The sequence below is a fragment of the Lentilactobacillus raoultii genome, assembly GCF_900411375.1.
In the GTDB taxonomy this organism is placed as follows: domain Bacteria; phylum Bacillota; class Bacilli; order Lactobacillales; family Lactobacillaceae; genus Lentilactobacillus; species Lentilactobacillus raoultii.
On record NZ_LS422998.1, the window covers coordinates 77,120 to 90,446 of the forward strand.

12 protein-coding genes and 1 pseudogene are annotated in these 13,327 nt (G+C 42.7%); 9 read left to right on the top strand and 4 right to left on the bottom strand.

Annotation, left to right across the window (positions count from 1 at the left end; all coding sequences use genetic code 11):
* Positions 1-15 precede the first annotated feature (15 nt).
* From phnC to phnW, 5 genes and pseudogenes are all read left to right on the top strand, one after another.
* Positions 16-771, top strand: coding sequence for a phosphonate ABC transporter ATP-binding protein (gene phnC / locus ED605_RS11650; RefSeq protein ID WP_121979057.1), 756 nt, complete (start codon positions 16-18; stop codon positions 769-771).
* Between the two features lie 15 nt (positions 772-786).
* On the top strand, positions 787-1,593 hold the full coding sequence (locus ED605_RS11655) for a phosphate/phosphonate ABC transporter permease (protein ID WP_121979058.1): 807 nt from the start codon (positions 787-789) through the stop codon (positions 1,591-1,593).
* The gene (locus tag ED605_RS11660; RefSeq protein ID WP_121979059.1) at positions 1,586-2,458 is read left to right on the top strand and encodes a PhnE/PtxC family ABC transporter permease; all 873 of its coding nucleotides are present in this window, start codon (positions 1,586-1,588) and stop codon (positions 2,456-2,458) included. The genes ED605_RS11655 and ED605_RS11660 overlap by 8 nt, the downstream gene beginning before the upstream one ends.
* Positions 2,459-2,533: 75 nt before the next feature.
* Positions 2,534-3,280: pseudogene (gene phnX, locus ED605_RS14790) on the top strand (phosphonoacetaldehyde hydrolase); the annotation flags it as partial.
* 18 nt (positions 3,281-3,298) lie between these two features.
* Positions 3,299-4,426: a 2-aminoethylphosphonate--pyruvate transaminase gene (gene phnW, locus ED605_RS14795; RefSeq protein ID WP_225419130.1), complete on the top strand. Its 1,128-nt coding sequence runs from the start codon at positions 3,299-3,301 to the stop codon at positions 4,424-4,426.
* Between the two features lie 89 nt (positions 4,427-4,515).
* Here the strand turns inward: phnW and ED605_RS11670 are convergent, their stop codons facing one another.
* A complete protein-coding gene (locus tag ED605_RS11670) occupies positions 4,516-4,728 on the bottom strand; it encodes a hypothetical protein (protein WP_121979061.1) in 213 nt (70 codons plus the stop codon).
* 45 nt (positions 4,729-4,773) lie between these two features.
* Entirely contained in the window at positions 4,774-4,968 is a 195-nt protein-coding gene (locus tag ED605_RS11675) for a hypothetical protein (protein ID WP_121979062.1), read from the bottom strand.
* Between the two features lie 250 nt (positions 4,969-5,218).
* On the opposite strand from ED605_RS11675, the gene ED605_RS11680 reads away from it, so the two are divergent.
* The 3 genes from ED605_RS11680 (at position 5,219) to ED605_RS11695 (ending at position 10,410) form a co-directional block, all read left to right on the top strand.
* Entirely contained in the window at positions 5,219-7,084 is a 1,866-nt protein-coding gene (locus ED605_RS11680; protein WP_121979063.1) for an FAD-binding protein, read from the top strand.
* Positions 7,085-7,315: 231 nt separating this feature from the next.
* Positions 7,316-8,638, top strand: a complete 1,323-nt coding sequence (gene glnA / locus ED605_RS11685) for a type I glutamate--ammonia ligase (RefSeq protein ID WP_121979064.1) — start codon at positions 7,316-7,318, stop codon at positions 8,636-8,638.
* A gap of 947 nt (positions 8,639-9,585) precedes the next feature.
* Entirely contained in the window at positions 9,586-10,410 is an 825-nt protein-coding gene (locus ED605_RS11695) for a hypothetical protein (RefSeq protein ID WP_121979066.1), read from the top strand.
* A 402-nt stretch (positions 10,411-10,812) separates the two neighbouring features.
* Here the strand turns inward: ED605_RS11695 and ED605_RS11700 are convergent, their stop codons facing one another.
* Positions 10,813-11,691, bottom strand: coding sequence for a hypothetical protein (locus ED605_RS11700; RefSeq protein ID WP_121979067.1), 879 nt, complete (start codon positions 11,689-11,691; stop codon positions 10,813-10,815).
* A gap of 275 nt (positions 11,692-11,966) precedes the next feature.
* Between ED605_RS11700 and ED605_RS11705 the strand changes: the two genes are divergently transcribed.
* Entirely contained in the window at positions 11,967-12,506 is a 540-nt protein-coding gene (locus ED605_RS11705; protein ID WP_121979094.1) for an RBBP9/YdeN family alpha/beta hydrolase, read from the top strand.
* Positions 12,507-12,578: 72 nt separating this feature from the next.
* Here the strand turns inward: ED605_RS11705 and ED605_RS11710 are convergent, their stop codons facing one another.
* A complete protein-coding gene (locus ED605_RS11710) occupies positions 12,579-13,292 on the bottom strand; it encodes an SGNH/GDSL hydrolase family protein (protein WP_121979068.1) in 714 nt (237 codons plus the stop codon).
* Between the last annotated feature and the right edge of the window lie 35 nt (positions 13,293-13,327).

The window sequence follows — 13,327 nt, forward strand, 5'->3', positions numbered from 1 at the left end:
AGGAAAATTAAGTCAATGCTTGAAGTCAAAAACTTATCCAAAACTTATGAAGGTGGGAAAAAGTCATTACGTGATGTCTCATTTACTGCCAAGGCCGGTGAAGTAACGGCGATTATTGGGCCGTCAGGTGCCGGTAAGACCACGTTACTTCGCAGTATTAACCAATTAATTACGGATGATAGTGGTCAAATCCTTTTTGACGGTCAAAATATTCGTGAGCTATCTCGCCGTCAGCTCAAACAGACCCGTTCAAAAATTGGGATGATCTTTCAGAATTATAATTTGATTGAACCGTTAACTACCATCGAAAATGTGCTTCACGGCAGCTTGGCGCGTAAATCAACCATCGCCGGCGTGCTATCGCTTTACTCTAAGCAGGAAAAGCAGGAAGCCCTTCAATTAATCGATGAAGTTGGCCTAAAAGAGTTTGCTTTCAACTACTGCAGCGATTTAAGTGGTGGTCAAAAGCAACGGGTCGGCATTGCCAGATCATTGATGCAACATCCCAAAATGATGCTGTGCGATGAACCAATTGCGTCACTGGATCCCCGGTCTACGACGATGGTGATGACCATTTTACGCCGGCTGGCTGACGAAAAACAATTGATGATTTTAATTAACCTGCACCAGGTTGATATTGCCAAGACCTATGCCGATCATTTAATTGGCTTAAATAACGGTCGAATTGTCTTTGACGGCCAAGCAGCTGAAGCTACTGATCGTCAAATTGAAGCAATTTACTCGGGTGTCGATTCACTAGTAACCGAATAGGAGGGAGTGAATTTAATGGAACTTCGTCAAACCAACGGCAACGCCTTTTTTTTAAAAAAGCGGTTAAAGCTAACCCTGCTGATTGGACTGATTGGTGTCCTGTACGTCGGCGCATCGTTAGTTCTTGACTTTAACTCGGCCGCTTTTCTTTACTTGGATCGCGGGATCATTTGGTTAGCTAAAAACTTTATTCCTAATTCCCAATCGATGGCCTATTGGCAGGAAATCTTGGGCGCCCTCATTCGGACGTTGCTGGTTTCAGTCGCAGCAACCAGCGTGGCCGCGGTCATCTCGTTGGGCTTGGCCTTGATGGGCGCAAAATCAACGGGACCGAGTCAGGTAGTGAGCTGGGTGATCCGTGGGTTTGCCTCGTTCATGCGGAATATCCCAATCGTTGGCTGGGCAATGCTACTGCTGTTTTCGTTTAAGCAGAATGATTTTACAGGCTTTCTGGCCTTGCTATTTTTAAGCGTTGGCTTTCTAACCCGGGCATTTATGGAAACCATTGAAGACGTGGATATTGAAAAGATTCAGGCGCTTCAGGTAACTGGCGCCAACTACTTTCAGGTGGTTTCCCAAGCGGTCCTGCCGGAAATTTGTACACCATTGATTTCCTGGGTTCTTTACATGATTGAAAACAACCTCCGGGATGCTACTTTGGTGGGACTGTTAACCGGGACCGGCATCGGCTTTGTCTTTGATCTGTATTTTAAGAGTCTTCGATACGGACCGGCCGGATTAGTGGTTTTGGCAATTATTATCCTGGTGATTGCCGTTGAACTGTCATCAAACTTCGTTGAAAGGAGAATTGCCCATGATTAGCAAGCCTGAAAAGCAGCTGGAAATGATGCCGGTTGCGCCTAAAGTGATTCCTAAACTGAATTTTTCGTTTCGATTGAAAGATCGTCGGCGCAGAACCATTTATGGGGTGTTGTTGCTACTGTTACTGACAACGGCGCTGACCATTCCGACGATTATTCCAAAGGGGGTCAATTTGGCAGCGGCCACCAAGGGCTTACTTGATAACCTGAGAATTATGCTGCTGCATCCGGCTGCGTCAAATACCAGTATGACGAGTTTGCTCGGTGCACTGGTGCAAAGCATTTCACTGGCCTTCTTGACAACGTTGATTGGGGCGCTTGTCGCCTTCTTCATTGCGCTGATGGCTGCCCGTAATTTAGCACCCCGTTGGTTAATTGTGGCAGTGCAAAGCTGCATGGCGCTAATTCGGGCAATTCCAACCATTTTGTGGGTGTTAATCTACAGTGTTGCGTTGGGATTAGGTGCCAACGCGGCAGTGATCGGTTTAACGTTTCACAGCGTTGCCTATCTGGTTAAAGTCTATGCTGACAGTATTGATGAACTGCCAAAGGAATCGTTGGCTGCACTGCGGGCGATTGGGGTCGGCTTTTGGCCGCTGGTCACTCAGGTGATTGTGCCTTCCGTGATGCCAAGTTTTCTGAGTTGGACCTTCATTCGGTTTGAAATTAATTTTGCCAATGCAGTGGCAGTCGGTGCGGCTGCCGGAGCCGGTGGCATTGGTTATCAGCTGTTTATGGCCAGTGGCTTCTACTTTGATTTCCATGAAGTGGGGATGATTGTTTACCTGATCCTAGCCTTTACGATTCCACTGGAAATTATTTCCTATCAATTGCGAACCAGATACATCAAACGTAGCGCTCATTAATCGCAGCATCACCGTTAAATTAATCAGTATCTTTAGTAATGAAAAGTTGTCATTAGAGGAAATGGAGAGATAGACATGATTCAAGCCGTTGTTTTTGATTGGGCCGGAACGACCGTTGATTATGGCAGTCAGGCACCAATTATCGCGTTTAAACAAGCCTTTGCTCATTTCGATATTCATATCCCGACCGCCGAAATTCGGTTGGATTTGGGTCTTGATAAATTGACACACGTTAAAAAAATGTTGGCCAATCCCGCTATTCAGGCCAAATGGTTGGCTAAACATCCTGAAACGCCAATTGAGACGGCCGTTACCGAGATTTATACTGAATTTCAACGTCGAATTACAGCCGTTTTAGCAGAAACCGCTCAGTTAAAGCAGGGTGTCAAAGAATTGGTGACTTATTTAGAAGCCAACCAGATTTCATACGGGTCAACCACTGGCTATACTCAGTCAATGTTGGACCGAATTCTGCCACTGGCTGCCAAACAGGGCTACCGGCCCCAAGCGAACGTGACTTCCGAACAAACAAACGGCGTTGGTCGGCCCCATGCCGCCATGCTGTTGGCAGCAATTAAACAGTTGGGAGTGACTGAACCACGAAACGTGATTAAAGTCGGCGATACGGTTAACGATATTTTGGAGGGCAAAGCAGCCCATGCTATTTCGGTAGGGGTTGTTGAAGGCGGAAATCTGATCGGGTTGTCTCAAGGTGAATTTGATCAATTGACGATCGCTGAACAAAATGAATTAAGAAACAAAGCCGCTGAAGAGCTGGAAGCAGCCGGGGCCGACTACGTTGTTAACCAACTTAGTGAATTGATTAAGTTGATTCCGGCAATTAATGAGGCGGCCACTCAACCACAAGTTGAAACGGCACCACTTCTACTAACTCCGGGACCGTTGACCACCAGTCGGACGGTGAAAGAACAGATGTTGGTGGACCACGGGACTTGGGACGATGAGTACAAGGAAGATACCCAGCAGGTCCGCGCAGCCCTGGTTAAATTAGCCAATGCGTCAAAAAAGACCTATACAGCAGTGTTAATGCAGGGAAGCGGGACATTTGCAGTTGAGTCAACAATTGGCACGGCGGTTCCCAAACAGGGGGCTACGTTGATGATTGCCATTAACGGCGCGTATGGACAGCGAATGGCGCAAATTGCCGACTACCTGGGGATTAATCACGTTGACGTCGTCTTTGATGAAGATGAAGTGACCGGGCTTGAAAAAATTATGGATAAACTGGCCGCTCATCCGGAAGTAACCCACTTTGCGATGGTTCATTGTGAGACGACTACCGGCATTTTAAACCCAATTGAAACGCTGATTCCAAAAATTCACGCCATGGGCATCGTGACCATTGTCGATGCCATGTCCAGTTTTGGCGGCATCCCAATCAACGTCGAAGCGCTCGGAATCGATTATCTGATCAGCAGTTCCAATAAGTGTATTCAAGGTGTTCCGGGATTTGGATTAGTGATCGCCAAACGTCAAACGATTGATCAAACTGCCGGGAATGCCCGCTCATTGGCGTTAGACTTGTATGACCAGTATCAGTGTTTTGAGGTCCACGACGGCAAGTGGCGGTTTACCTCACCGACTCACGTGGTCTACGCTTTTCTTCAAGCGCTGAAAGAATTGGCAGCGGAAGGAGGGGTGCCAGCGAGAAACAGACGGTACGCACATAATGAAAAAACGTTGCGTCAAGGGATGATGACACTCGGGTATCAACCAGTGATTGATGAAGCCGTTCAGTCACCGATTATTACATCCTTCAGATACCCAAGTAAAGACTTCAATTTCCAGAAGTTCTATAACTACCTCAAGGAAAAAGGGTTTATTATCTATCCCGGCAAAGTCTCAACCATTGATAGTTTTCGAATCGGCAATATCGGACAGGTCTTTAATGACGATATGGTGAGACTACTGGCGTTAATTAAGCAGTATAGCGTTGTCGAAGTATAACTCCAATATGTAATTGACTAACTTGAAAGCCCTGGCATTCTACAAATGAACCTGTAGAATGTCAGGGCTTTTTGTCTTCTTTTAGAAGGTTAAAGTTTGGTTGCGTGTCGTTTCTTAAGCCTGACTTTAATAATCAGACAGCCAATTTCTAAGAAGATTGTCGCTAAAAACAGACTGATTCCCATTGGCTGACTTAGTTGTCGTGTTTCGATTAATAACACGACAGTTGCAAGGCTGAGTTGTGCCAGCCATTGCATCAATGATTGACCAATGTAATTTTTCACGAAAAGTTTGTTAAGCATCGGCTGGACCTCCCTTTCATGGAATGACTGATAGGTATTGAGCCATTAGTCATTTTTGTGGTGATCCTGCCAAACGGCAATACCAAATGCAATACCAAAAAATGAAAAGGCAATTAACTTAGTAAGCGTATTGAAAGACATCAACTTGGTAGGCCAAGAGTAGAAGTCAAGAAAAAATAAGCCAATGATCATGAAAGTAAATAGCCCCCACCGACTTAGCATCAGCTCTTTAAATCCCATGTTGGCCGACCACCTCCTATGCCATTTGATTACCTTCATCCTATCATGAATTTAAAAATCTGTCAGTCAGCGATCTAATTTGAAATGTTGAAATTCAAGGCGGCAGTGTCGTAAGGCTGGCTTGATGAAAGTGACTAAATGACGTTTCATTTTTTTAAGAATCGGAGGATAATAGAACCGAAAGCGTTTTCTTAAATGCTTCGGGTTTCATCATTGATTGGAAGACCCGATTAAAAAGGAGAAGTTGACAATGGAACAATCAGATTTTAAAACAACCCAACCTCAATGGGCGGCGACTTATGATGTTATAGTGATTGGTTTTGGTGCCGCAGGAGCCACAGCGGCCAGATTTGCGGCTGATAATGGTGCCAAAGTTTTGTTAATTGATGCAGCTCCTGAAGGGCATGAAGGCGGCAACACCCGGTATGCTGGGCAGGTCGTTTTGACAGGGCATGATTTTAGCAAGATGAAACGTTATTTTAAACAATTATTTGGTCCCATCAAGATCGATGAGCAGATTCTTGAAACCTACGTCCATGGCTTAACGACCATCCCAGAATACTTTAAAAAATATTTAGGTGTTGATCAGCCAGTTTCGTATAACCGCGTTCATCGTGATCCGGATTTTGAAGCGTTTGCGAATGGGTTGTCACCAGAATACCCGGAATTTGAGGGCGCTGAAACCGTTGACTTAACGACGGTTCACGATGGGTACTTTGATGCCTCATTGTGGCAGACATTGCGTCAACAGGTTGAAAAGCGTCAGTCACAGATTGATGTTTGGCTGGCTTCCCCGGCAAAGCATCTCATTCAAGATCCTGAGACTAAGGTCGTTAACGGGGTTCAAATTGAACGACACGGTCAATTGATTAACGTTCAGGCAACCAACGGGGTTGTTATGGCCATGGGTGGCTTCGAAAACAACCCAGAAGCCATTCAGAATTTTATCGGGGTTCCTAAGTTAAAAGTCATTGGCACACTGTACAACAAGGGCGATGGGCTAAAGATGGCTCAGGAGGTCGGTGCCAAACTATGGCATATGAGTGCCTTTGAGGGCTTTGGCTTTAACACCGGCTTTACGTTTGAAAATCCACTCGAATCCAGAGGGAAGTTCATTTTAAGTCCGTGGCCTGATTTATCAAATGGCAGTATTTTTGTGGCCGCCGATGATGGGAGTCGTTACGTTCGCGAAGACGAAAATGGCCGTCACGGTCATGCCTTTGAGCACGGCAGTTGGCGGGTGCCAACGGTACAGTCCCATCCCCATTTGATTTTTGATCGGACACAATACAATCAAATTAAATCAAAGGGTAAACTGCCATATCCGGATTTCTTTAAAATCACGATTAAAGCGGCCACGCTGACAGACCTGGCCCATAAAATTAAGGCGGACCCCAAGACACTCAAGCAAACCGTTGAACGATTTAATGTTTTCGCAGAAAATGGTGAGGATTTAAGCTTAAATCGAAATGGTGACACGATGCGGGCGTTTGGCGGTGGGCCTTACTTTGCGACGCCGTTGGCCACGGCCATGCTCAATACGCAAGGTGGTGCCAAACGCAATGCGCGGGCGCAAGTCTTAGACGCTTTTGACCAACCGATTCCGCATTTGTACAGTGCTGGTGAATTTGGCGGTATTAACGCTAATCAATACAATGGCGGTGGCAACTTAGCGGAGTGTTTAATCTTTGGCAAAATTGCCGGTGAAAACGCGGCTGTCACTAAAGAAGTCGCGGCTGAAAAGGTGTTGGATGCAACAACCAGCGCTTCTAAATCAGCTGCTCCAAAGGCGCTTTTAAAGAGTGATCTTGATCATCAAGCAACTGATCGACAGTTCTCGACGGCTGCCAATCAATTCATTGGTGAAAGTAACAATGGCATCGGCGGCCATGTGGTGGTTAGAGTGACTTTAAACGATGGCAAAATTTCAGCCGTTGAGGTTTTGCAACAAAGTGAAAGCGAAGACGTGGGTCAAAAAGCGATGACGGAATTACCCAAAGCAATGGTCCGCGAAAACACGGTCGACGTGGATAGTATTTCGGGGGCGTCTACTTCAAGTAACGCGTTAAAGGCGGCCGTTAGAGATGCTTTGACTAAAGCTAAACAGAGGGATTAATTTTTAGATTAAAAAAGAAATTTTTTGCTAAAAGCAAGGATTATTCTAAAAGGACTCAGAATGATTTTGAGCCCTTTTTGGTTTGTAGCCTTAAATGAAAATAATTGAAAATAAAATCAAAACTTTCAAAAAAATCTGATGTCAGAAGATATTACGTGTATAATACTGGTTAAGGGAACCTGGATAATGAGTTTAGGGATCCCAAAACAATGACGACTCAGGAGGTTTTTCATGAGAACAAGTGATGAGATTCGTAAATTAGCAAAAGACGAAAAAATTGAGTATTTGAGAATGACGTTCTCGGATCTCAACGGGGCACTGAAAAATATTGAAATTCCGGTTGATCTGTTGGATGAAGCGTTAAACAATCAGATTAAAATCGATGGGTCTTCGATTGCCGGCTTTTTGCCGATTCAAAATTCTGATATGTATCTTTATCCTGACTTGGATACTTGGACGGTCTATCCGTGGATTATCAATGGCGGCAAAACAGCTTCACTAATTTGTGACGTGCATAATAGTGATGGGACACCGTTTGAAGGCGATCCGCGGTTTGTTTTGAAGCAACTGGACGCATCACTGGCCGAGATTGGCTGCGGGCATTTGAATGTCGGCGCTGAGATGGAATATTTCCTGTTTCAAGCGGATGAACAAGGGCGGCCGACAGTTGATTTAAACGACCAAGCCTCCTACTTTGATGTGTATCCGGCTGATAAAAGCGAGGCTTGCCGACGAGAAACCATTAACACGTTGAAGAAGATGGGCTTCGCGATTGAAGCGGATCACCATGAGGTTGCACCGGGCCAAAGCGAAATTGATTTTCGATTTGATGATGCGGTCACCACAGCCGATCGGATTCAATTATTAAAACTAACTGCTAAGACAGTTGCCGTGAAATACGGCTTGCGGGCAACCTTTATGCCAAAACCGTTGGCGGGTGTCAATGGATCAGGGATGCATTTAAACACCTCACTATTTGACGGTTCTCGTAATTTATTTGATGATCCCAAGGCAGATCACGGTCTTTCCTCACTAGGATTACATTACCTGGCAGGAATTCTGACACATGCACCGGCGTTTACCGCCATTACCAATCCAAGTATTAATAGCTTTAAACGACTGGTCCCAGGGTATGAAGCCCCAACCTATGTGGCTTGGGCAATTGCCAATCGGACGGCTCTGGTTCGGGTACCAGATGGCCGTGGCCCACAAACCCGTTTTGAGTTGCGAAGCGGTGATCCATCGGCCAATCCATATTTAGCTATTGCGGCCGTTTTGGCAGCCGGCCTTGATGGGCTTAAGCAAAAGTTGACGCCACCCAAGAATGTGGAAGACAACATTTATCAAATGACGGCCGACCAGCGCAAGTCCCAACAAATTGTTCAGTTGCCGGCTTCATTGTCTCAAGCGTTAACTAACTTAAAACAGGATGCGGTCCTTAACGACACTTTAGGCATTGTCGTTCCAAAATACTTAGAGTTGAAACAGGCTGAATTAACCAAGTTTCAATTGAGTGTCACAGATTGGGAGAAGCAAACGTATTTTGACGCCTAATCGTTAGTTTGATAACATTGATGATAATTTAAAAATACCAGTTAATAGTCATATCTCAAGCAATATTGACGTTAACTGGTTTTTAAATTACAGAGATAGGGAGAGATATGTTGGCATTCATATTTCTAGGAAGTATCCTCTTAAAGTGAATCCATCCGATTGGGCGACACGCAAAGCAAGTAAAGTAGAAAAGTATTTAACAGGCTATCATATTTTAAACTTCAAAGTTACCCGTTATTTTGACGAAGATGCATATGAAATTTATACTAAGGATAAATTTACATGGTATCTCAATAGTCGGCATTCAAGAATAATTGGGACTTCAAGTTACATAACGTCTCATCCACATAGGGCATAAGGGGTTATGGTTACGGAGAAAATATGTGATGTGAGGGATAGTTAATGAGAAAAACCACAACGTGCATTTTGCTATTTATTACTGCATTTTTTGGAATGTTTTTGTTTCAACAGGCATATGCCTTGCCCGTTTCAGCTGGTACTTGGCATAGATATACCCCGTATATACTAGGTTCCGCCAAAAAACAGCTGATCCTTAAATACAATGGAGCAAACTGGGGACAGTATGAAGACTATGACCAGAGGATATACTTTAAGGATTCGAGAACAACACGGTATAGGTATGATAGCAAAAGGAGAGTGATGATTATTCGATACATAAATAAGTCGAAAGTTACTCCTTCAAAAAGTTATAGTTATCGTAAATTGATTTTTGCGCATGGGTATAAAATTCCTATCATAAAGTATTATTATAAGATTGGTCATGGGAAGTATAATTATTTATATACCGTGAAATTTTGGATGATTCATCCTATTCGTTTTTAACAGTACAAATCAATCGAAATCATTTTACACATTGAAGGATGATTTCGATTTATACATAAATATCTTGGTAAGAAATCCCGAATATTTTAAAAGGAGAGAGCCAAATGGTTACAAAGGGTTATTTTAAAAGAAAACTTGATAAGATTTTAAAAAATCCTTTTTTTATTTTATGGGGATGCCTTTGTATTTTGCAAGGGATAACAACTTTTCTTGATCCTCCACCAATTTATGTGGCATCGAATGAGCCAAAAATTGGTATGGTATACATTTTTTATCAATTATTATTTTGGGTTGTGTGGACAATGAAGCTAATTTTGCCAACTCTTCTTTTGAGCTTATTGCCAACCTATTTCTTATGTGGAGTTTTTCTTTCAATTATTGGTTCTGGACAATTTGCAATTGTATTAATGCCATTTGCTGCAATGGTTGTGGAGTTACAGTTAAAAAAGTATGACTGGCTTTTTTTATCTATAAATTTTTTTTACGTGATTGGAATTTTACTGCTCCAATTATTGCTTCTTCTGTTATTTAGAGATCTTAGTTATTCATACAAATATCGGTTGCAGTATAATCATAAAGAAAAGTTCTTTGTTAATTGGTATCGGGCAGTTAAAGAGACTCTTTCATCTGAAATGAGGCCCTTACTGTTTGTTTACGCTTTCTTACTTTCTTTAAAATTATTACTTATAATTTTTTTGCGTAAAGCTAATGTTGTAACAGAAATGAGTAATGAACAGTGCAAGTCTCAACAGATTGTTCAGTTGCCGGCTTCACTGTCTCAAGCGTTAACCAACTTAAAACAGGATGCGGTCCTTAACGATACTTTGGGCATTGCGGTTCCAAAATACTTAGAGTTGAAGCAGGCTGAATTAACCAAGTTTCAATTGAGTGTCACGGATTGGGAGAAGCAAACGTATTTTGACGCTTAATCGTTAGTTTGATAACATTGATGATAATTTAAAAAGTCAGTTAACATTTATATCTCAAGTGATATAGGTGTTAACTGGTTTTTGTTGAGAATTTCAAATTAATTTTATACCCGGATAACTAAAAAAATCAGGACCATTCGTAAAATGGGTGATGCAGCTTCACTAGCTAGTGTAGCTATAGATTTCGCCTTAGACTATACGGATCCAGGCTCACATATTGCTCAATATTTAGATGATCATGACAAGAAGCCAAGTAATGGTTACTTAGAATGGTGGTGAGGATAGATTTTGAAAAAGTTATTTATTTATTTAAATGAATCGTCACAACTTAGAAGGGTCCTGTACATTAGCAGTTGAGATGCTGATGTGCAGGACCTTTCGTTAGCTTTTGAAAGGTAGTGATTACTCACTATAAGCGCCATCCTCCGTATAGTAAGTCGCGTTTCCAACTTGGTATTTACTCATAATAACTTCGCCCTGATCACCATCAAATAGCGTAAATGGGTGGTGTAAGTTTCGAACAGCTAACCGATACTTAGTTGGTCCCGAGTTGGCGATTTTACGGTCATTAACGCCTTTCAAGTGATGTGAATAGTAAAGGTAACGCGTATTGCGCTTCACAAGAGTTTTATAGATTTTTGAGCTTGAAACAGGAACTAGGTTAAACAGGTGGTCCGTATCTTGCCCCGGATTAATCTTTCTAAACTCAACGTAGCCATCTGATGTTAATTTGACCTGATCAGTGGAGGCATTCCACGGACTAATATCAACTTTGTCGCCAAGATATTTATAGAAAGCACCCTCAGAATAGACCGGCATGTAAGCAGGACGGCTAATCTTTGAAAATGTGTTATTGATTGAATTTATATCCTTAGTGTACAGATCTGGGTGTTGCGTGTTGTCATTAACCCATGACTTCTTTAAAGCATAACTTAGGGTATTAATGTTAAATTGGAAAATATTAGGCGTGTTTGTTTTTGAATTTAATGCTAGTTTATTACCGATAATGACGGTGCCTTTGGGAATTTGGACGGTTCTTTGGTGGACAATTTTGGGATTATTCGTGTCGTAAAAACTAAATGTGACAGGAGCTGACCGTTTGGCTTTGTAATAAGAGACGTTATCCAAACATCGATACTTTTTTTGAAGATTCGTCAACTGTTTTTTAGAGATTTGGTGAGGCGGCACAGCATCTGGATCCGAAGAGGCATGGATATTAATTGGGATAACAGTAAACACTATCGATAAAATAGCAATTAAGAAAAACCGATTAAATTTCACGAGATGATCTCCCCTAGCTAACTAGATAATTAATCTTATTATAAGCCACTCGGATTTCGAATCAATTAAAACTATCAATATCGATAATTTTTTTGATATTACCCAAATTCGGACAAAATTGACGATACAGATGATAATTGAAAGATTTGTTGTTGCAACATATCTTTTGCCAAAAAAATCTGGAAGCAACTCTCGAAATTCACCGTCACTGAGGCTATAATCGAATCAAGTTATAAAAATGAAGGTGAAATAATTTGACGACCCCAATCATTTACATGTTCCATGGTTACACATCATTTGCACATGATCACTGGTTTCCCTGGCTGGAAAAGCAGGTTGAGGAACAGTTGCAGGTACCGTTTAAAAAGTTGAACTTTCCGGATTCCAATCACCCAAAGACATTGGCGTGGGATCAGTATTGTGATCAGATGATTAAGCCGGTTGACGGAATGACGCTGGTTGGCCATAGTCTCGGATGCATTCAAGTGTTGCACTATTTGCTGCAACACGAGGTCAAAAACGTCAACGTTTTGTTGGTCTCGGGCTTTGATGAACCAATTTGGACATTGCCGGCACTGGATGCATTTACTGAACATCCAGTTGATTATTCAGCAATTTTACCGAAAATTCGAAACGTAACCGTCATCTCGGCCATCAATGATCCGAGTGTGCCATACCCATATACCTTGACGCTGGCTCGCCACCTGCATGCCAAGTTTGTCTTAATGCCCACTGGTCATCATTTTACAGATGCCGGAGCCGATAAAAAGCTTCCAGTGGCGTTCGACGAGTTAAAGGCGTTGTTACAAGCTTAACTCTCTGCAGATTAAGTACCAACTTAAAAAACCGTTTGTCCAGTTTCCACCAGACAAGCAGTTTTTTAACTTCTAATTTAAATCTTTGGAAATTTCTTTAGCCAACGTGTGCGTGTAGTAAACGGCACCAGTCAAATCTACATGAACTCGATCGCTGGCAAACCAGCCGACATGCCCCTTGCTGGCACTGTACCAATCCACCACGTGAACGTTATGATGCTTTTTAGCGGTTTGTTTGATAAGGCGATTGGTGGTATTTTGCCAATGCCGCGGGACCCGAGTATTAATCCAGAAAATGTGTCGTTGTTTGCCGACCGTCTTTAAAACTGAGTTAATATCGGCCTTAGTCGGTGGGCCGTTGGTTCCTAAATTGATCACCAGGTATTTGGCAAGGTGACCGCTGGCTTTTAGCTGGCGAACAATGCCGGGGAGTGAATAAAACTGCCGGCCGACCGAGCCGCTAATAGCACTGTGGGGAAAAGTCTGTTTCAAATCGGGTTTGACGTCAACCATGACCGAATCACCAATTGCGGTTAAGTGAATTTTACTGGCGGTTCGGGTCTGAAGTTTGTTCAACCGGTATTTTTTGGCCACGTGTTTTTCCCGATGAGTCAAATGAATCTTTTTAGCCTTTAATTGAGCAGCTGAAGCAGTAGTGAAATGATGTCGTTCGGGATGATTACCATGGTGACTAGCAGCGTTATGCCAGCCCACACCAACTAAGCCGAAAAGAACGACGACACCAACTAACAGCCAAAGGCTAAAATGCCCCCATTTTTTAAGCATTGAATTCTTCCTTTACAATAAAATTTTGATCCGTT

Bases quoted from the DNA above. Each gene is read 5' to 3' on its own strand.
- ED605_RS11655 (WP_121979058.1), top strand. From the start codon at position 787: ATGGAACTTCGTCAAACCAACGGCAACGCCTTTTTTTTAAAAAAGCGG.
- ED605_RS11705 (WP_121979094.1), top strand. From the start codon at position 11,967: ATGTTCCATGGTTACACATCATTTGCACATGATCACTGGTTTCCCTGG.
- ED605_RS11660 (WP_121979059.1), top strand. From the start codon at position 1,586: ATGATTAGCAAGCCTGAAAAGCAGCTGGAAATGATGCCGGTTGCGCCT.
- ED605_RS11680 (WP_121979063.1), top strand. From the start codon at position 5,219: ATGGAACAATCAGATTTTAAAACAACCCAACCTCAATGGGCGGCGACT.
- phnC (WP_121979057.1), top strand. From the start codon at position 16: ATGCTTGAAGTCAAAAACTTATCCAAAACTTATGAAGGTGGGAAAAAG.
- ED605_RS11695 (WP_121979066.1), top strand. From the start codon at position 9,586: ATGGTTACAAAGGGTTATTTTAAAAGAAAACTTGATAAGATTTTAAAA.
- ED605_RS11670 (WP_121979061.1), bottom strand. From the start codon at position 4,728: ATGCTTAACAAACTTTTCGTGAAAAATTACATTGGTCAATCATTGATG.
- glnA (WP_121979064.1), top strand. From the start codon at position 7,316: ATGAGAACAAGTGATGAGATTCGTAAATTAGCAAAAGACGAAAAAATT.
- ED605_RS11710 (WP_121979068.1), bottom strand. From the start codon at position 13,292: ATGCTTAAAAAATGGGGGCATTTTAGCCTTTGGCTGTTAGTTGGTGTC.
- ED605_RS11675 (WP_121979062.1), bottom strand. From the start codon at position 4,968: ATGGGATTTAAAGAGCTGATGCTAAGTCGGTGGGGGCTATTTACTTTC.